General features: G+C 68.0%; 15 protein-coding genes. 3 read left to right on the forward strand and 12 right to left on the reverse strand.

All coding sequences use genetic code 11. The features are described from left to right. Window positions 1–12: 12 nt before the first annotated feature. The 7 genes from J0A90_RS03580 to J0A90_RS03610 all read right to left on the reverse strand — a co-directional run bounded on the left by J0A90_RS03580 (window position 13) and on the right by J0A90_RS03610 (window position 11,131). A complete protein-coding gene (locus J0A90_RS03580; protein WP_207037094.1) occupies window positions 13–4,911 on the reverse strand; it encodes a hypothetical protein in 4,899 nt (1,632 codons plus the stop codon). Continuing rightward, window positions 4,908–5,912: a hypothetical protein gene (locus tag J0A90_RS03585; protein WP_233076470.1), complete on the reverse strand. Its 1,005-nt coding sequence runs from the start codon at window positions 5,910–5,912 to the stop codon at window positions 4,908–4,910. Before J0A90_RS03585 ends, J0A90_RS03580 begins: the two co-directional genes overlap by 4 nt. Window positions 5,913–5,914: 2 nt before the next feature. Next, on the reverse strand, window positions 5,915–7,327 hold the full coding sequence (locus J0A90_RS03590; protein WP_207037093.1) for a hypothetical protein: 1,413 nt from the start codon (window positions 7,325–7,327) through the stop codon (window positions 5,915–5,917). Between the two features lie 247 nt (window positions 7,328–7,574). Then, window positions 7,575–8,210: a glutathione S-transferase family protein gene (locus J0A90_RS03595; RefSeq protein ID WP_207037092.1), complete on the reverse strand. Its 636-nt coding sequence runs from the start codon at window positions 8,208–8,210 to the stop codon at window positions 7,575–7,577. A gap of 36 nt (window positions 8,211–8,246) precedes the next feature. Continuing rightward, entirely contained in the window at window positions 8,247–8,945 is a 699-nt protein-coding gene (locus J0A90_RS03600) for a YafY family protein (protein WP_207037091.1), read from the reverse strand. Between the two features lie 29 nt (window positions 8,946–8,974). Next, window positions 8,975–10,660: a SulP family inorganic anion transporter gene (locus tag J0A90_RS03605; RefSeq protein WP_207037090.1), complete on the reverse strand. Its 1,686-nt coding sequence runs from the start codon at window positions 10,658–10,660 to the stop codon at window positions 8,975–8,977. Between the two features lie 210 nt (window positions 10,661–10,870). Next, complete coding sequence (locus J0A90_RS03610; RefSeq protein WP_207037089.1) at window positions 10,871–11,131, reverse strand: helix-turn-helix domain-containing protein; 261 nt, start codon at window positions 11,129–11,131, stop codon at window positions 10,871–10,873. A 245-nt stretch (window positions 11,132–11,376) separates the two neighbouring features. Between J0A90_RS03610 and J0A90_RS03615 the strand changes: the two genes are divergently transcribed. Together J0A90_RS03615 and J0A90_RS03620 are read left to right on the forward strand one after the other, a co-directional pair. Then, entirely contained in the window at window positions 11,377–12,363 is a 987-nt protein-coding gene (locus J0A90_RS03615) for an aldo/keto reductase (RefSeq protein ID WP_207037088.1), read from the forward strand. A 212-nt stretch (window positions 12,364–12,575) separates the two neighbouring features. Next, window positions 12,576–13,766, forward strand: coding sequence for an amino acid aminotransferase (locus J0A90_RS03620; protein ID WP_207037087.1), 1,191 nt, complete (start codon window positions 12,576–12,578; stop codon window positions 13,764–13,766). Between the two features lie 119 nt (window positions 13,767–13,885). Here J0A90_RS03620 and J0A90_RS03625 read toward each other — a convergent pair whose 3' ends face one another. Beyond that, the gene (locus tag J0A90_RS03625) at window positions 13,886–14,335 is read right to left on the reverse strand and encodes a hypothetical protein (protein WP_207037086.1); all 450 of its coding nucleotides are present in this window, start codon (window positions 14,333–14,335) and stop codon (window positions 13,886–13,888) included. Window positions 14,336–14,448: 113 nt separating this feature from the next. Next, a complete protein-coding gene (dkgB, locus tag J0A90_RS03630; protein WP_207037085.1) occupies window positions 14,449–15,261 on the reverse strand; it encodes a 2,5-didehydrogluconate reductase DkgB in 813 nt (270 codons plus the stop codon). A gap of 126 nt (window positions 15,262–15,387) precedes the next feature. Between dkgB and J0A90_RS03635 the strand changes: the two genes are divergently transcribed. Next, window positions 15,388–16,509: an NAD(P)/FAD-dependent oxidoreductase gene (locus J0A90_RS03635; RefSeq protein ID WP_207037083.1), complete on the forward strand. Its 1,122-nt coding sequence runs from the start codon at window positions 15,388–15,390 to the stop codon at window positions 16,507–16,509. Window positions 16,510–16,643: 134 nt separating this feature from the next. Here J0A90_RS03635 and J0A90_RS03640 read toward each other — a convergent pair whose 3' ends face one another. From J0A90_RS03640 to J0A90_RS03650, 3 genes are all read right to left on the reverse strand, one after another. Continuing rightward, window positions 16,644–17,225 carry a YceI family protein gene (locus J0A90_RS03640; RefSeq protein WP_035470334.1) on the reverse strand — a complete coding sequence of 194 codons (582 nt, stop codon included), beginning with the start codon at window positions 17,223–17,225 and terminating at the stop codon, window positions 16,644–16,646. 63 nt (window positions 17,226–17,288) lie between these two features. Then, window positions 17,289–17,843 carry a cytochrome b gene (locus tag J0A90_RS03645; RefSeq protein ID WP_207037081.1) on the reverse strand — a complete coding sequence of 185 codons (555 nt, stop codon included), beginning with the start codon at window positions 17,841–17,843 and terminating at the stop codon, window positions 17,289–17,291. Window positions 17,844–17,995: 152 nt separating this feature from the next. Beyond that, entirely contained in the window at window positions 17,996–19,198 is a 1,203-nt protein-coding gene (locus J0A90_RS03650; protein WP_207037078.1) for an O-succinylhomoserine sulfhydrylase, read from the reverse strand. Between the last annotated feature and the right edge of the window lie 52 nt (window positions 19,199–19,250).

The following is a 19,250-nucleotide window of genomic DNA, read 5'->3' on the forward strand; positions in this document are numbered from 1 at the left end:
GGCCACCCGGCGCTATTCGGCAGTCGCCGGGGTAACGTGGATGCCGAACAGGCTCGCCTCGCCGCTGCCGCGCCCGGTCTCCTCGGGCGCGACCTGACGCCCGTCGCGCACGATGACGTGGCCGCCCTGCCCCTGCTGACCGCCGATCACACTGCCCACCAGATAGGTGGGGAAGATGCTCGGGTCGTTCTCGTAGTTGGGGTTGTGGATCAGCCCGATCATCTGGAAGCGCCCGCGGGTGTTGCGCAGCGACTCCAGCGAGTCCTGGATCAGACGCCGGTGGGAGAGCTTGGAGAACAGCCCGTCGAGCAGAATCACGCTCTCGCGGCTGGCCCGGGCGCGGCGCTTGTGGCTTCCCGGCAGTTCGCGCAGCTCGCGCTCGATGGCGAACTCCGAGAGCTTGACCAGCCACATCAGCGATACCGCCTCGCGCTGCCCTTCCGACATGTCCTCGTTGAGCGAGAACAGCCGTCCGTGCGGGCGGATCGCATCGTGCTTGATGCGGATGCTCACCGCCTGGAACAGCCCTCGATAGATGCGCCGGCGAATCTGCCGGGTCAGCTCGTCGTCGCGCCCGCCCTTGTTCTGAGCAGCCTCGCCGGACTGCTCCAGACGCCGGCGCTGCACCGCCAGGTGGGCGTCGATATCCGCCAGCAGCTGCTGGATCAGCTCGCGCACGGCGTCGTCGGCGATCAGCGCCGCCTTGACCTCGAAGTAGGCGCCGCCGTCGCTCGAGCGGCTCGCCACCCGCTTGAGGATCTCGAGATTGCCGGCGGCATCGATGATGATCGAACTCAGGCGCTCGACCAGCGTGTCCTCGATCTGCTCGCGTGAGGCGTGCAGCCGGGTAACCCGGGTGCGGTGCTCGTCGAGCTGGCCCTGGAGCTGACGATGGAGCCCGCGCAGCGACTCCAGTGCCTCGTGGCTGACGCCCTCCAGGGTGCCCAGACGCGCGCGCTCGGACTCGTTGAACAGCCGGCTGGCGCTGGCCGCTTCCAGTGACAGCGCCAGCGCCTTCTCGCGCGCGCCGACATCGCGGGCCTGGCGCTCGCGGTTGCGCGCGCGCTCGCCCAGATTGAGCCCGCCCAGGCCATCGAGCAGGGTCTGCTGACAGGTCTCGAACGCCGCCGGGTCGAAGGCATCGCTATCGTCCGGGTCGAGTGAGGCGTGCGCCCAGCGCCGCCAGTCGGCCAGGGCGGCATCGAGGCATTCGGCTTCGGCGTGGTCCTGCGGCCAGCCGGCGCCGGGGTCGGCCAGGGCGCGCTCGGCCCAGCCCTCGGGCAGTTGGCGCAGCACCTCGAGCCAGGCCACGGCGAGCTGGTCGGTGATATTGAGCGCCTGCTGATGGCGTGCCAGGCGGCTCTCCAGCGCCTCCTGCTCGCGGCCGTTGTGGCGGCGTTTGTCGCGGGTCTCCTTGAGCGTCTGCTTGAGCCGCCCAATATCGCGCTCCAGGGTGCGGTTGCCGCCCTTCTCGTCGCGCACGTCGAGGAAGGCACGGATGCGCCCGAAATCGAAGTCGGCGCGCCGGCTGGCAGCGGTCAGAGCGACCTGCAGCGCCGCCTCGCGCTGCTCGGCCTGCTGCATGAAGGCCGGGCCGTCCTCGGCGACGAAGTCCGCCAGGCGGCGCAGGCGCTCGCGCTCGCCGTCGGCGAACAGCTGGCGCAGCTGCTCGCGGTGGCTGTCGCGGCGCGCGTCCAGCGCCTCGCTCTCCAGCGTCAGCTCGGCCAGGGTCTCCTCGAGCTCGGCCGCCTCCTCGGCCACCGCAGCGAGGCTGGCGTCGATCTCCTCCAAACGCTCGACGCCGCCGGCACTGGCGAAGCGCTCCGCTGCCAGCCAGCCTTCGCCGTGGGTCTCGAACTCCCGCGCCAGACGTTCGCGCTCGGGGGCGTGCTCGGCCAGGCGCTGCTCGACCTGGGCGCGCGCCTGGCGCGCCGCGGCGAGCGCTGCCTCGCCCCCCTCTTCGAGGAAGCGCTGGTAGTCGTCGATCGCCTTCAGCGCGGCCTCGCCGAGGCGCGGCGTCAGCGCCTCCTGGTCGGCGAGGAGGCGAGCCTGGCGCTCCTCCAGGGCCGCCAGTTCCACCGCTGCCTCGCGGCTCACGGCCTCGGCTGCGCGCAGCGCCAGAGCGAAGCGTTCGCCGTGCGGGTCGAGACGCTCGATCTCGGCGCCCAATGCCGCCAGGCGCTGGCGGTCGATCTCGAGACGCTGCTGGGTCTCGTCGCGCAGCGCAGTGAGATAGGCCGGGTCGAGCGCGGCCTTGACCGCCAGCGTCTCCACGCCCTGGATCGCCCCCAGCGGCAGCTCGCCGCGGGCCAGCGTGGCACGCAGCCGCTCGCCTTCGAGCACAGGCACCCCGCAGCCCCCATCGATCAGGCACTGCGCCGCCTCGCGCGCCGCGTCCTCGCCCTCGACCACCGGCGCGAACAGCTGCCCCGCGGCCTGGGCCAGCCAGTCGCGACGCACCTGGGTGTCGGCCTCGGCCGCGGCCAGCACCTCGTGCAGCGGGCGGAAGGCGATCTCGCGCGCCTCGAGCAGGCGCTGCGCGTCGCTCTCGGCCGCCAGCCGCGCCAGCGGGTCGCCGCTCAGGCTCTGCAGATAGCGCTCGCGGGCGTCGATCGCCTCTTCGAGCCCTTCACGCTCGCGCAGCAGCCGCGGATAGCGCGCCTTGGCATCCTTGAGCCACGCCTCCGGCGACTGCTCGCTGCAGTCGCCGAAGTCCGCCTGCGCCTGCACCAGACGTTCGAGCTCGCCGCGCTGCTGGCTCAGTTCGTGCAGCCGGTCCTGACACTCCCGCGACTGGCGATAAAGGATGTCGCGCAGATGTACCGGCGCGGCGTCGGCATGCCAGTGGCGGTAGCGCTCGGCGGCATCTTCCAACGGCGCCAGGCGTTCGAGACGCGCGTCGAGATCCGCCAGCTCGCGCCGCGCATCGGCCAGGATCTGCTCGTGCTCGCTCAGCGCCGCGCGCCGCGCGTCCCAGAAGCCGATCGCCGAGTGCGCCGGCCACTGTTCATTGAACGCCTGCCACGCCTGACGTCCGGCGGCCAGCGGCGCCAGTTCGCCCTCTAGGCGCTGGCGCTGCTCGCGCCGCGCCTGCAGCGCTTCACGGGCCCGTTCACGCTGCGCGTTGAGATTGGCGGCCTGGGCGTCCCACTCCCCTAGTTCCGCTTCCAGCGTCTCCTGACGCTCCTGTTTGAGGGCCAGCACCGCGTCCGGCGTGGCGTCGGGATGTTCGCGTTCGAAATCCGCGTACCACTGCGCCGGCTGCTTGAGCTCGCCCATGCGCCCGAGGTGCTCGGCATGCTCGCGGCGCGCCTGTTCCAGCGCCTCGCCGGCGGCCTCGCGGGTCGCCTCGGGGGTCTCCAGCTCGGCTTCGCTGAACAGCCCCTCGGCAAGCGCCTGGGTGTAGACGCTCTGGTTGTCGATAAAGTCGCGCTGACGCGACTCCAGCTGCTCGCGCTCCTGCTCCAGGCGCTCCAGCGACTCGTCGAGCTGCTCGGCGTCCAGACGCAGCGAGCGGCGATATTCGCGGTCGGCGATCACCTCTTCACGGAAGCGGTTGCCGTCCAGGCCCTCGAACGCCTCGGCGGCCTCGTCGAGCACGCCCAGGGCGCGGTAACGCGCGGCGTCATCGGCGAAGGCGTGGCTGTCGGCGAGCCAGGCGCGCGCCTGATCGAAGGCGACATGGCCGATGTCGCGGGCCACGATCCAGCTCGCCTGGGGCAGATGCACCAGGCGGCGGTGGGTGTCGACCCGCGCCCCGCGCTCGGAGAGCGCCAGGCGCACATTGCGCTCGGCCTGGCGGCTCAGCTTGGCCAGCAGCCAGGTGGAGACCCGCGGGCGCTCGGTGTCGCCGATCGCCCAGGCCAGCCCGCTCGCCGCCTCGGCGACGCCGTCTCCCAGCGTCTCGGCATCCTCGCGCTGGCCCGGCAGCCCCGGCAGCGGCGCCAACGCCTGGCCGCCGAGCAGCCGCTCGGCCTCGAGCAGCGAGGCGTCCAGCGCGGCCAGCTGGCGCCGTGACTCGAGCAGGCTCTCGCCCTCTTCGTTGAGGGTGGCGAGCCGCTCGACCTTGTCGTCGGCGCGCTGCTGGTCGCTCTCGGCCTCGGCCAGGCGGTGGCGCAGCTCGGTGATGCGGGTGCCGGAGTTGAGGATGACGTCCTCGATCAGCTCCTCTTCCTCGTCGGTCTCGCCGCGGGTGGCCCCGGAGAGAATCTGCGGCGCCAGCACTTCATAGAAGAATGCCTGATCGGCCTTCTCGCCAGCCCGCGGCTTGATCGCGTTGAAGATCTGGCTCTTGTCGGCCCCGCCCTCCTTCTGGAACGCCGCCAGCTGGGCCAGCTCGCGCCGCGAGATGTGCACCCCGACCGCCTCCAGCCACTCTTCGCGGTTGGTGGCACGGGTGACCCCGTGGGCACGCATCAGGCTCTGGAAATCGGCATTGGCGTAGAGCGCCAGCTTGCCGTCACGGGTGATATGGTGCACCGGCACGTCGGAGAGCTGACCCGGGTAGTGGTAGAACACTAGGCCGCTGCCATCGCTGTAGCCGTACATGCCGAAGACGAAGGTCTCGCCGGCGACCTCTTCGCCGGCCACCGCGAGCATGTCGTCCTGCTGGGTGCTGCCCTGCTGGGCGCGGAACTCGACCCGCAGATGGGTCCAGCTGCGCGCTTCACCGGCGACCTTGGAGGGCGAGCACTTGCGCCGCGTGCGCGTGAGCAGCTGGCGGTCGCGCGAGAGCATGCCGATCAACGCCTCGGCCATGGTGGTCTTGCCGAAACCGTTCTCCATGCTGATCGCGCTCGACTGCCCGCGCAGATCGATCAGCAGGTGGCGCATCTTGGCTTCCCACGGCGAGGCGATATCACCGTGCTTGTTGAGCAGGTTGGCGATCTCGATGCGGTGAATGACGCTCATTGACGCGGCTCCTCGTCTTCCTGGTCACCGGGGGCCTTGTCTTGAGGCCCGGCGGCTGCGGCCTCGTCTTCCGCGGCGATGGGCTCGTCCACCGCCCTGGCGTTGGCCTCGCTCTCTTCAACGGCGCCGGGCCGGGCTTCAGCGGAATCGGGCTGTACTTCAGCGGCATTGGGCTGGGCTTCAGCGGCGCTCGGTTGAGCGACCGCTTCGGCCTCAGGCGCCTCTGCCGTCGCCAGCAAGCGCTCGCCGTCGCTACCCTCGGCGGCGGTCAGTTCGATCAGATGGGTCAGGTGGTGGACGCCGATCTGCTCGGCCTCGAGCGCCCCCAGCAGCGTCTGCTGCCACACGTCCTCGTCGCCGGACTCGCGCACCAGGTCGAGATGCCCGGCGCGTACCAGCAGATCGATGAACGCCTTGACCCGGCGCGGGATATCCTCGCCGCGCTCGTCAAGCAGCACCCGGCTGTTCTCCGGGGCGCTCTCGCCCAGCCCGCGCAGGATCTCGAGCTGATCGCGTACCAGCTCGACCAGCTCACGGGTGACGAAAGTCGCCTCCTGATAGCGGCTGACATCGGAGAGCGCGCGGTTGAGTCGGGTGTAGATCAGGGTGTGCAGCAGCAGCCACAGCTGCAGATACCACAGCGCCAGCTCGGCACGGCTCTCCTGGCGCAGCTTGAGCGCCTCGAACACCGCATCGCGGGTATAGAGCGGCGGCTGCTCCAGCTCAGGGTCCGGCAGCAGCGCGAAGAAGCGCGAGCCCGGCGCGATACCGGGATAGTCACCGGCCTCGAACACCTTGAGGCGCATGCCCTGGCCGGCGAGAAAGTCGCGCAGTGCCTCGCGCTCGCTCTCCTGGGCGTCGTCGATCAGCGCGCAGACATCACGCTCGGAGAGCTGGCCCTCGCGCGCGGCGCGCCGCTTGCGGCCACCGCTGGGGACGCGCTCGGCGGTGCGATAGCGCAGCAGGTAGGCGACCACTTCGCCCATTTCCATCATGTTCATAGTCAAACGTCCTGGTCTGGCAGCGTCGTCTCGCGTACGCGCAGCGACGGTGTGACGGCGCCTTCGATCCGGCGCCCGTCGGGCAATTCGATGGCGAAGGGCGTGTCGTCGATCCCCACGCTGAGCTGGTCGTCGAGCAGTTGGGTATCGACGAAGGTGTTGAGCAGCTGGGGCAGACAGTCGAGCGCTTCGTCGTCGAAGCGGTGCCAGCCCTCACGCAACGCCTCGGGCAGCGACAGCGGCGCCTGGCGCAGACGCTGGCGCAGCGCCGGGCCGCGCGCCTTGAGATAGCGCGCCAGCAGCGGATCGGCCCCGGGCCGGTCGCCGGCCTCGTCGAACACCAGCGCGGCACCGCTGCGCTCGGCGCGGCGGGTCTCCACCAGCGGCAGCAGCGTCTCCACCCGGGGCATCGCCACCTGCGTGCCCAGCGGCATCATGCGCGCCACTACCGCGTCCTGCAGGCGCTGCGGCGGCGGCGCCAGCAGCAGGCGCTGGGCCAGCCCGGCGAAGTCGATCACGCCCATCGACTGGATGCGCCCCTCGGCGATGTCGGAAAGCAGCTCGGAGAGGCGCCGCGACAGGTTCTCGATGGCGTTGAGCACGCGCCCGATCGCCCCCGAGAGCATGCGCAGGTCCCACTCCGTCTCCTGCTGCTCGGCCCAGTGGGCGAAGTGCTCGGCGACGCCAGGAGCGGCGAGCTGGGCGCGGGCACTCAGCAGGGTGTTCTGGATCGTGCTCAGGGCGTTGTGGTAGTGGCGCTCGTTCTCCTCCAGCGCCGCCAGCTTGCCCTCGTGGGTGGGGTTCTCGCGCACCCGGCGCAGCTCCTGGGTCAGCGCACGGATCGCCATCAGGATCTGCTGGGTGATATCGGGCACCCGGGCATAGTCACCCCGTGACAGCGCCGCCACCACCTTGGCCGCGTCATACTCGGAATAGAGCAGATCCTCGACCTGACTGGCCAGGGTCACCGCCTGGCGCCCACTCGGGGTGAGACGCACCTGGCCGGTCTGACCCTGCTTCTCGATCAGCGCGGTGCGCTTGGTACTGCGCACACTGCGCTCGCCCGGGGCCAGATCGTCGCCGGCGGGCCCGGCCTGCCACTCGCGATAGTGGATCTCGCTGGGGGTGGCGAGCAGATTGATCACGAAACTCAGATCGTCCGCCGGCAGCGACGGGTACTCGCCGCGCAGATGCGACAGGCAGCGGCGCTGGGTGACGAAAGCGCTGTTGGTGGCGAAATCCACCTCGAGCAGGTAGTCGAGCAGCAGGCAGCCCAGGTCGAGCCAGTAGCCGTCACGCAGGCCGCGCCGCTGCTCCTGGGTGACCTGGACAAAGGGCGAACCCGGCTCGTGGGCACTGTCATGCAGATCGAGCAGCCGCGTCGTCGCGACCAGCAGCTTGTTCCAGGCGGTCATGTCGACTCCAGACAGGAAAAACCGCACCCGCCCATGGCGCTGCCGCGGGTGCTCGTGAAGCGCCGCATTATGCCAAGGTTACGGTTTCAGGTCATGACGATCCGGGTAACGGTGCGCTTACCGACTCGACGCGCGCCGCCCCTGCTGATCGCCGCCGCAGGCGGGTGACTCCGCCTAGCCGAGGTGATGGACGCTATGCCGCCAGGCCTGTCGGGAGCGGGGCCACTGAGACAGTAGCCCCGCATCTCTACAGGGCTGTCGGGTCAGACGCGGCCATCAACTCGGCAATTCTCGCCTCGGCCCGCTTTTTGGCGGGACGCTCCAGCAGCGGGGCGACGTAGGCGTAGAATTCCGGCCGACGCGGAATCGCGTCGAACGTCATCCCGAAGTCGAGCAACGACACCAGATAGACGTCCGCCGCACTGAAGCGCTCACCCGCGACAAAGGCGCGTCCGGCCAACCAGCCTGCCAGTACGTCATAGGTCATCTCGAACGACCCGTAGCCAGACTGTCGCTGCATCTCGGGGGTATCGGCTTTCCAGCCGACGGCATGGTCGGACATGGCCGGTTCAGCACAGGCAGCGGTAAAGAAAAGCCAGCGGTAATAGTCGCCACGCGCAGCCGATATCGGCGCCAGGCCAGCCTCGGGGAAGGCGTCAGCCAGATAGGCGCAGATCGCCGCCGCTTCGGTGACCACGACACTGCCGTGACGAATGGCGGGCACCTTGCCCATGGGATTGATGGCCAGGTAATCGGGCGCTTTCATGGTGGCGCCGAAACTCAGCACTCGGGTCTCGTAAGGCTGGCCGACTTCCTCCAGCATCCATTGCACCGTATTACCGCGTGACTGGGGGTTGGTGTAGAAGATCAATTCCGGGCTCATGGTGTTCTCCTGGCGTCTGGTGGGTGTCAGGAGACTCTAGCGCTCACCACTGTCAGTTTTTGTCAGTAGGGTTTTGCGCCACTCCTTCATCATCTGGTGACGGCGCCTGGGGGTTCTCTCGGGCAATATGCTGGCCCCGAGGATGCGATCGATGCGGAAGTGACGATAGGCATTACGCAGCTCACACCAAGCGGTCAGCACCCGGATCGAATCGAAGAAACCCACGTTCACCGGCCACACGATCCGTTCTGTCCTCGCCCCTGTCTGGTCGGTGTAATCCAGAGACAGTTTGCGCTCCTCGTTCAGAGCCTGACGAATCAGGGGCAGGTCTTCCCGCGTCGAGGGCTCCCAGTTGGGGACGATAACCAGGGCATCGTCCTCGAAACGATGGCGCAATGCCGCGGGCAGAACCGCTTCGATCTTGGCCATGGCCTCCCGCGCCGCCAGCCCCATGGGCCCGTCGGTACGCTCTCCGGCCCATTTGAGGCCCAGCGCCAGCGCTTCGATCTCCTCGGCCGAGAACATCAGCGGCGGCAGCAGGAAGCCGGGATTGAGCACATAGCCCACGCCCGCCTCACCGTCGATCGACGCGCCTTGCTGGCGCAGACTGGCGATATCTCGATAGAGTGTACGCACGCTGACACCGGTCGCCTCGGCCAACACGCTGGCGCTCACCGGGCGACGATGACGACGCAATACCTGCAACAGGTCGAACAGACGTTCGGAACGGGACATATCATCACCCAGGATGGACAAGCGTGCCGTCAGCCGCGCAGCTTCTTCACCGCTGCTTCGATGGACCGTTCATAGCGCACCAGCGGTGGCCGCACGCCGTTGGCGAACAGTACCCGGCGCATGTCACTGCGGGTGCCGGTCAGGGCGATGCGGATACCGGCACGGCGCGAGGCGCTGAGTACGCCCTCCAGGGTACGGGCGGCGCTGACATCGATGAAGGGCACCTGGCTGAAATCGAGAATCAGCCCGCGGTGGCGATCGGACACCCGCGAAAGGATCGACTCGATCGAGGTGGCGGCGCCGAAGAACCAGGCGCCGGAGAGCCGATAGACCACCAGCTCGGGATCGGCAGGCGAAAGCCCCGGGTCATGGTAGTCCAGGCTCGCGTCGGCCACGTCCTCCGGCACCCAGGGCATCTGCGCCGCCCCCACGCTGTGCGACATGCGCTGGATGAACAGCAGCGCACCGAGCAGCGTGCCGGCCAGAATTCCCTCGGTCAGGTCGCGGAAGACGGTCAGCAACAGCGTGATCAGCAGCACCGCGGCATCCCCCCGCGACGCCCGCAGCAGGCTGGCGAAAGCGTGCTTCTCGACCATGTTCCAGGCCACCACCGCCAGCACCCCGGCCAGGCTCGCCAGCGGGATGTAGTTCAGCAGCGGCGCCGCCACCAGAATGAACAGCAGCAGCAACAGCGCATGCAGCATACCGGCAATCGGGCTTACCGCGCCGGCGCGCACGTTGGTGGCCGTGCGCGCGATGGTGCCAGTGACACAGATACCGCCGAACAGCGCCGAGGCGATATTTGCCGCGCCCTGCGCCACCAGCTCGCAGTTGGCGCGATGACGCCGCCCGCTCATGCCATCCGCCACCACCGCCGAGAGCAGCGACTCGATCGCCCCCAACAGCGTGAAGGCCACGGCGCTGGGCAGCACCTCTATCAGCTGGTGCCAGGAGAGTGCCGGCAGCGACGGCATCGGCAGCGTTTGCGGAATCCCGCCGAAGGCGGAACCGATGGTCGCCACCGGTAGATCCAGCAGCGTCGCCGCCACCGCCGACACCGCGATCGCCACCAGCATACCCGGCCAGCGCGGTCGCCAGCGTTTGACCACGACGATGCTCGCGATGGTCGCCAGTGCCAGTGCCAGCGTGGTCGGGCTGGCCGTGGGCAGCGCCTGCCAGATCGCCGGTAGCTTCTCCAGCAGCGGGCCGGGCTCTTGCCCGGCGAAGGTCAGCCCCAGCAACGGCTTGAGCTGGCTGGCGAAGATGATCAGCGCGATCCCGGCGGTAAAACCGACCGTGACCGGATAGGGAATCAGGCGAATCAGACTGCCCAGCCGCAGCCAGCCGATCATCGCCAGCATCACCCCGGACAGCAGCGTGGCCAGCAGCAGCCCGGCCATGCCATGCGCCTGCACGGTCGCCGCCACCAGCACGATGAACGCGCCCGCCGGCCCGCCGATCTGAAAGCGGCTGCCACCCAGCAGCGAGACCACGAAGCCACCGACGATCGAGGTGTAGAGCCCCTGAGCGGGAGAGGCGCCGGAAGCCATCGCAATGGCCATCGATAGCGGCAGCGCGACGACGGCCACGGTCAGCCCGGCAACCAGGTCGGCGCGCAGCTTGGCGAGCCCGTACCCTTCACGCAGTACGGTCACCAGCTTGGGGGTAAAGAGCGCCGCGAAACCCGGCGCCTTGGCGGTGCGGACATGCTTCATGGTGGGCGAGGCCTCTAGCGTCGAGCGTGGAAGGTGATATCGGCGGGATCAGGCGCTGTCTGAAAAGTCGACGAGCGAAGGCCAGGCAAGGCAAGGCAAGGCAAGGCAAGGCAAAAATCGGCGAAAACGCGGAGTTTACGGGGTGTAAATGAGCATTTTGAGTCGATTTTTAACGCCGCATGGGTGAGCGCAGTACTTTTCAGACAGTGCCTAGGGCCCGCCGGGCGCGGTCTTGAGACGCACACCGCGCCCGCTGGCCTGGCTGATCGCCTCATCGCCGATCAGCTCGACACCGGCACGCTCCAGCGCCTCCACCACCTTCGTCAGGCTACCGATGACGCCGCGCACGGTGCCGGGGCTGGCTTCCATGCGCTGGATGGTGGGTACCGAAACGCCCGCCAGCGCCGCCAGGGCACGCTGATCGATGCCCAGCAGGGCGCGGGCGGCACGCATTTGAGGACCGGTGATCATTGCACGCTCCACCCATTGAGACTTGATACGCACTCAGTCTAAAGCATCGATAGTCGTTTCTAAATATCTTTACTGATATCTCAGATATCAGAATAGACTTTTTTTTCACTACCTATCGGGTGATCCCTCGTCCCCTGAGGCTCCGCGTTAGTCAGGCCTTGCGCTATGCGCTAGGTAGGTCTTGCACCACGCGCTATCCGCTGGCTGCTAAGTTGGAAGGCGTACACGCATTCGGGAGCCCCATCATGCAATATCGTCGTCTCGGCCAGACCGGCCTCAAGGTCTCTCCACTGTGTCTCGGCACCATGACCTACGGCACGCCACGCTGGCGCGACTGGGTGCTCGACGAGGCCCAGAGCCGGCCCTTCATCCAGCAGGCGCTGGAGGCCGGAATCAACTTCTTCGATACCGCCGACATGTACTCCGACGGCGAGTCCGAGCGCGTGGTGGGCAAGGCGCTCAACGACTTCGCCCGGCGCGAGGAGGTCGTGGTGGCGACCAAGGTCTACAACCCCACCGGCAACCGCTCGCCCAACGAACGCGGGCTCTCGCGCAAGCATGTTCACCACGCCATCGATGCTTCGCTCGGCCGGCTGGGGATGGAGTACGTCGATCTCTACCAGACCCACCGCTGGGACTACGACACCCCCATCGAGGAGACCATGGAAGCGCTGCACGAGGTGGTCAAGGCGGGCAAGGCGCGCTATATCGGCGCCTCCAGCATGCACGCCTGGCAGTTCGCCAAGGCCCAGCACGTCGCCGAGCGCAACGGCTGGACGCGCTTCGTCACCATGCAGCCGATGGTCAATCTGATCTACCGCGAGGAGGAGCGCGAGATGCTGCCGCTGTGCCGCGACCAGGGCGTGGGCGTGATCCCCTGGAGCCCGCTGGCGCGCGGCATTCTCGCCGGCAGCAAGGCGGTGGGCAGCGAGGGCAGTACCACCCGTGCGCGCAGCGACGAGCAGATGCGCGCCTGGAACCTGGGCCAGGATCGAGACGCCCCGGTGATCGAGGCGCTGGGCCAGGTGGCCGCGAAGCGTAACCTATCGCCGGCCCAGGTCGCCCTGGCGTGGCTGTTGCAGAAACCCGGTATCACCGCGCCGATCGTCGGCGCCAGCAAGGCGCATCATCTCGATCAGGCGCTGGGGGCACTCGATATCACCCTGAGCGAGGACGAGATCGCCTCTCTGGAGGCGCCCTACGTGCCCCACGAGGTGGTCGGCTTCAGCTGAGCCGAGCTCAGCGCTCGCCGCCTTGTCGGCAGCGGCGGCTGCGAGTCTCGCGGCAGCGCCAGCGAGTGGCGCGGGCGCAGGCGCGGTGGCATCATGAAACCAGGCGGTCCGCGAGGCCGCCGATCCACCGCTGAATTTGTACGATACGCCAGGCCGGTTACACCACCGGCCTATCACCATGGCCGCCAGAATCGACGAGGTAGTGCACGCCAATGTTTGAGAAGATCGAGCGCGTTCCCGGGGATGCCATTCTCGGGTTGATCGAAGCCTACAACCAGGATAGCAATCCGCAGAAGGTCGATCTCGGCGTCGGCGTCTATCGCGATGCCCACGGCCATACGCCGATCATGCGCGCCGTGAAGCAGGCCGAGGCGTATCTGCTGGAGCACGAGCAGACCAAGAGCTATATCGGCTCGCACGGCGATCCGCGCTACGGCAAGGTGCTGCTGCCACTGGTGCTGGGCGCCGACTCCCCCGTGCTGGCGGCCGATCGTGCCAGCGCCACGCAATCGCCGGGCGGTACCGGCGCGCTGCGGCTGGCGGCGGACTTCATCAAGTCGAACCTGCCGGGCAAGCGCATCTGGCTCTCCGACCCCACCTGGCCCAACCACCTGGGCATCTTCGACGCCGCCGGCATCGAGATGCGCAAGTACCCCTATGTCAGCGCCGACAACCGCCTCGACTTCGACGCCATGCTGGCGACGCTCAAGGAGGTGCCGCAGGGTGACGTGGTGCTGCTGCACGCCTGCTGTCACAACCCCTCGGGCTTCGATCTCGACCGCGAGCAGTGGCAGCAGGTGCTGGAAGTGGTCAAGTCGCGCGGCCTGCTGCCGCTGGTGGACTTCGCCTACCAGGGCTTCGGCGAGGGGCTGGAAGCGGACGCCTACGGCGTGCGGCTGATGGCCGAGAACCTCGACGAGGTGCTGATCACCAGCTCCTGCTCGAAGAACTTCGGCCTCTACCGCGAACGCACCGGCTGCCTGATCGTGATCGCCAAGAATGCCGAGCAGATGCAGAACGTACGCTCGCAGATGGCGATCGTGGCGCGCGAGAACTACTCCAACCCGCCCTCCCACGGTGCCGCCGTGGTCACCGAGATTCTCGAGTCGGCGGAGCTGGCGCGGGTATGGCGCGAGGAGTTGACCGAGATGTGCGACCGTATCAACGGCCTGCGCAGCGATCTGGTCGCCGCGCTTGCGCCCTACGGTCTCGACAAGCGCTTCGCCCACGTCGCGGCTCAGCGCGGCATGTTCTCCTACACCGGGCTGAGTGCCGAGCAGGTCAAGCGCCTGCGCGACGAGTTCAGCATCTACATGGTCGGCTCCGGTCGCGCCAACGTGGCCGGCTTCACCAGCGAGAACCTGCCCTACGTGGCCAAGGCGATCGCCGCCGTGGTCGACTGACGGAGCCGAGACAGCAGCGGTACCGAAAGCGCATCAACGCAGAACGCCCGGCCACTGGCCGGGCGTTTTCGTTTTGCGTTATCGGTATGGAAACCAAGATACGGTAAGCGCGCGCCGGGTCACTCGGTGGGCGCGAGGGTATCCGAGCCCATCGCTTCGCGGAAGCGCTGATGGGTAATGCCGCCGGCCTCGGGGTCGGCGAGCCGCTCGAACAGCGCCTGCTGATTGGCGCTGACCGCTTCGTCACGGTCGATGACGCCATCATTGTCGACGTCGAGCTGGTCGAAGCTCAGCGCATTGGGGCGCTGATCCACCGGTGTCTGGGCGCCGCCGTCGGTAAAGGCGGCGTTGTCGCGCCCCACGCCGCCGGATTTCTCGATCGACTCACGGTCCACTTGGGACGCATTGGCCGGCGGCTGCGGCTGGCCGCTGTCGGCCTTCACCCTCAGGCTCGAGTCATCGCCGCCATCGGCGCTGTCGGCCGTCTGTGCCAGGGCCGGCAGCGCACTGCCCGCGGCGAGCAAGCCGATACCCAGACCCAGGGCCCAGGGACGTGTCCAAGAACGCATGGCAGATCCTCTCAAGACGATGTCCTGTTGAGACCTCTGCCGAGCAAAAAAATTCGCGCAGCGTCCCCCTCGGACCCGGCGGCCCGAGGGGGTCGATACTATCTGAGGCGGGCTTACTCGTCCCAGTCAGGGGCAAAATCAGGATCGGCAATACGCTCACCGCGGTCGAGACTATCGATCTCGGCGATCTCGGCGTCGCTCAAGCGAATCTCCAGCGCCTCGAGATTGGCCTTCTGGTGTTCTGGCTTGGTCGACGACGGAATGACGATGATATCCCGGGCGGCGACCCAGGCCAGAGCGATCTGCGCCGGGGTCACCGCATGGCGCTCGGCGATGCGCTGGAGCACGTCATTGTCCATCACCCGGCCCACCGCCAGCGGCATGTAGGCGGTCACCTCGAGCCCCTTGGCCTGACAGTGCTCGACCAGCGCACGGTTGGCCAGAAACGGATGCACCTCGATCTGATTGGTCACCAGATGCTCGCCGCCGGGCAGCGCCAGGGCCTGGTCGATCTGCGCGATGGTGAAGTTGGACACCCCGATATGCCGGGTCAGGCCGCGCTGGCGACAGGCGTCGAGCGCGCCCAGATAGTCCGCCATGGGCACCTTGTCTTCTGGCGAAGGCCAGTGGATCAGGGCCAGATCGACCTGATCGAGACCAAACGCTTCGAGACTCTGTTCCAGGCTGGCGGTGAGCGCCGCCGGCTCGAGCTGATCCCACCAGATCTTGGTGGTGATGAAGAGCTCGTCGCGGGGAATCCCGCTCTGGCGCACCGCCTTGCCCACCGCCGCCTCATTGCCATACATCTGGGCGCTGTCGAGATGGCGGTAACCGAGGTCGAGCGCCGAGGTCACCGAGTCGATGACCGCCTGCTCCTTGAGACGATAGGTTCCCAGACCCGGCTGCGGCAGAAGATGACGTGACATGAAGCTACTCCTCGAATCGTGCGGGGGGTAAGAAAACCAGCGAAAAGCGGTGCCCGCCTCGCCCGCATTCGGGCACCGTGCCTGACCATGCTAGACTCAAGTTCGGTTTTCTGCCCGGATCGAGGCATGTCAGACGCCACGCCCTCCTCTCCTCGCCAGCAGCTGCTTCTCGTCGGCAATGGCGATGCCCACCTGCATGTCGCCAGCCACGCGCGCGAGCTGGCGCAGGCGGGTATCGACGTCACCCTGATCACGCCAGAGCCGTTCGCTTTCGCCGACTGGCTGGGCGGCATGCTCGGCGGCGAGTGGCAGCTCGACGACGTGCGCCTGCCGGCGGCACGCATCGCCGCCCACGGCGCCACCCATGTCGCCGCCAGCGTGGTCGCCGCCGACCGCGGCAACCGCCGGGTGACCCTGGATGACGGCCAGCGCCTCGACTACGACTGGCTGTCGATCGATCTGCCCGCGGTGGTCGACGCCCAGGCCATTCCCGGCTTCTACACCGCCCAGGGCGTCTACGGCGCCAGCGCCGATTCTCTCTGGGCGCTGCGCCAGCAGCTCGAGAGCGAACTGGCCGACCCCGCCCGGCGTCTGCCCAATGTCGCGGTGCTGGGCGGCGGTGCCCTGGGGGTGGAGCTGGCGGCCAACCTGCTCGCGCTGGGAGAGCGCTACGGTCGCCCACTGCCGGTGGCGCTGATCGGCAACGAGCGCCAGCCGCTGCCCGATGCCTGCCGCCGCGCCAATCGCTGGCTGACCCGGCGCCTGCAGCGGCGTGGCCTGCGCCTCGAGCTGGTGGCCACGGCCGCGCGCTACGAGCGCGACAGCCTGATCCTCGACGACGGTACCGCCGTCGACGCCGACCTGCTGCTGGTGGTCGAGGCGCTGCGTCCGCCGCCGGCGTTCGCGGTCTTCGGGCTGGCCCATGACGCCCAGGGCCGGGTGGAGGTCGATCCGCGCCAGCGCAGCCGCGAAGATCCGCGGGTGTTCGTCAACCAGGCCAGCGCCCCCGGCGAGCCCTCCCGGCGCGCCACCCGCGAGCGCGGCGCCAACCTGCTCGCGGCACTGCTGGCGCTGGGCGAGGCCCCCACCCAGGCGCGGCCCCATGCCAGCCAGTGGAAGGCACTCAATCTGGGCGATCTGCGCGATATCGCCTGGCGCGGCTCGCTGTGGTGCCGCGGGCGTTGGGTACGCCGGCTCAAGCATCGCCGCGACCGCCGCGAGGTGGCGCGCTATCTGGACGACGCCTGACCCGATCACGTCCACGCCGGCGCTCGCGCCGACATCCAAGGAGATTGCCGCACAAAAACGCGACCCCGGCACCAGGCCGGGGTCGCGTCAGCGAACGGCCACCGCGCGCCAGCGCGGTGGTCTCGGGTCATCGCTTACTGACGGATGCCTTCGAGTACCACGTAGAGATCCACGCTGCGCATCGGCTCCGGGAACTTGCTCATGTCGATATCGAAGTCGGCCAGGTTGAGCGTGGTGGTCGCCTCGAAGCCCTGGCGATAGCCGCCCCACGGATCGTCGCCGCCGCCGATATGATCGACGTCGAAGGTCACTTCACGCGTCACCCCGTGCAGGGTCAGCTCCCCGGTCATCTCCCCTTCTTCGCCATCGTCATCGATCTGAAAGCCGGTGGACTTGAAGCTGGCCTGCGGATACTTGCCGGCATCGAGGAAGTCGCCGCTCAGGATGTGCTTGTCACGCTCGGCGTGATTGCTGTCGAGGCTGTCGACGTCGACCTTGACCTCAACGCTGGACTGCTCGGGCGCCTCGGGGTCGTAGCTGAAATCGCCACTGAACTGCTTGAAGTCCCCCAGAATATAGGAGTAGCCGAGGTGGCTGATCTTGAACTGGATGAAGGCGTGCTGGCCTTCGCTGTCGATCTTGTAGTCGGCGGCCTGGGCCTGAGCCAGCGGTAGCGCGGCAGCGACCAGGGCGGCCAGGGCAGTCTTCTTCAGCAACATACGAGAGTCCTCGAGGATTGGGCTCTTGGGGGTGGAGTGAGCGCCGGTGGCGGCCAGCACTCAGCGACGCCGCGCGGCGCGCGTCGTCAGCATTCGGGTCAAGGTGTCCTGACGGTCGAACCAGTGGTGCTTGAGCGCGGCCAGGGTATGGCCAACGGCGAGAATCACCAGCGCCCAGGCAGCGTACCAGTGCACCTTCCCCGCCACCACCGCCTGATCCGGCAGCCCCGACACCAGCGCCGGCACGCTGAACCAGCCGAACACGCTGATGCCTTGACCCTCGGCGGTGGAGATCAGATAGCCCGAGAACAGCACCACGAACAGCAGCAGATAGAGTAGCCCATGGCCGGCATGGGCGGCACGCCGCTCGAGCGCACCGCCGTGGGCGCGCGGGGTGGGCTGGGTCAGGCGCCACGCCACCCGCGCAAGGCTCGCGGCCAGCAGCAGGATACCGATCGATTTATGCCACCACGGCGCCAGATGGTACCAGGTGTCATAGTAGCCCAGGCCGGTCATCCACCAGCCCAGCGCGAACAGGCCGAGCACCGCCAGCGCGCTGAGCCAGTGCAGCGCGATGCTGATCCTGCCCCAACCGCTGTGAGAATTGCGCCACATCGCTCTGCCCCCGGTCCACGTTTCGCCTCAGCATACGGGGAATGACGCACGCCGACAGCCAGAGCCGGGGAAAACGATTGATGACGAAAAGGAAATGATAGATACGAAAAAGCCCGCCGTAGCGGGCTTTTCGGTCAACTACCCCGGCTGACTTACGCCAAGGTATCCAGGCCTCGGGCCAGGTCAGCCTGCAGGTCTTCCAGCGTCTCCAGCCCCACCGCCAGGCGGATCAGCCCGTCACTGATGCCCGCGGAGGCGCGCTGGGCATCGCTCAGACGGCCGTGAGTGGTGGTCCCCGGATGGGTGATGGTGGTCTTGACGTCACCCAGGTTGCCGGTGATCGACATCACCCGGGTGTGGTCGATCACATGCCAGGCGGCCTCGCGCCCGCCCGCGATCTCGACCCCCATGACCGCGCCGAAGCCGAGCTGCTGACGCTGGGCCAGGGCGTGCTGGGGATGGCTGGCGAGACCGCTATAGTGGACCCGCGCCACCGCCGGCTGCTGCTCCAGCCACTCGGCCAGGGCCTGGGCATTGCGACTGTGGGCGTGCATGCGCAGGCTCAGCGTCTCCAGCCCCTTGAGGAAGATCCAGGCGTTGAACGGGCTCATGCACGGGCCGCAGGTGCGCACCACACCGAACAGCTGCTCCAGCTCCTGGTTGCGGCCGACCACGGCACCGCCGATCGCCCGCCCCTGCCCATCGAGATACTTGGTCGCCGAGTGGATCACCAGATCCGCGCCCAGCGCCAGCGGACGCTGCAGCGCCGGAGTCAGGAAACAGTTGTCGATCGCCAGCCAGGCCCCGTGGCGGTGGGCCAGCTCGGCCAGCTGGGCGATGTCGACCAGCTCGTTGAGCGGATTGGAGGGCGTCTCGGCGAACAGCAGCTTGGTCTTGGGCGTGATCGCCGCTTCCCAGCCGGCGAGATCGTTGAGCTCCACATAACGCGGCACCACACCGAACTTGGCCAGGTACTTGTCGAACAACGCAATGGTCGAGCCGAATACCGAGCGCGACACGATCACCTCGTCGCCGGCCTGCAGCAGTGCCAACACGGTCGAGAGGATCGCCGCCATGCCCGAGCTGGTGGCAACGCAGCGCTCACCGCCCTCGAGCGCCGCCAGGCGCTGTTCGAAGTTGCGCACGGTGGGGTTGGTGAAGCGCGAATAGACGTTGCCGGGCTCCTCGCCCTTGAACTTGCGCGCGGCCTCGGCGGCGCTGCCATAGACGAAGCTGGAGGTGGGGAAGATCGGCTCGCCGTGCTCCTGCTCATGGGTGCGTTCATGGCCGGCACGGATCGCCAGGGTCTCGAGGCCGAGCGAGAGGTCGTCGTCCGGGGCGTCATCTAAGGGCATGCGGGTACACTCCTGAATATCGTCTAGGTCCAGACTGAGGCGGCCCCGCCGG

Origin of the sequence: Salinicola sp. DM10 (assembly GCF_017306975.2) — a bacterium.
GTDB lineage: Bacteria > Pseudomonadota > Gammaproteobacteria > Pseudomonadales > Halomonadaceae > Salinicola.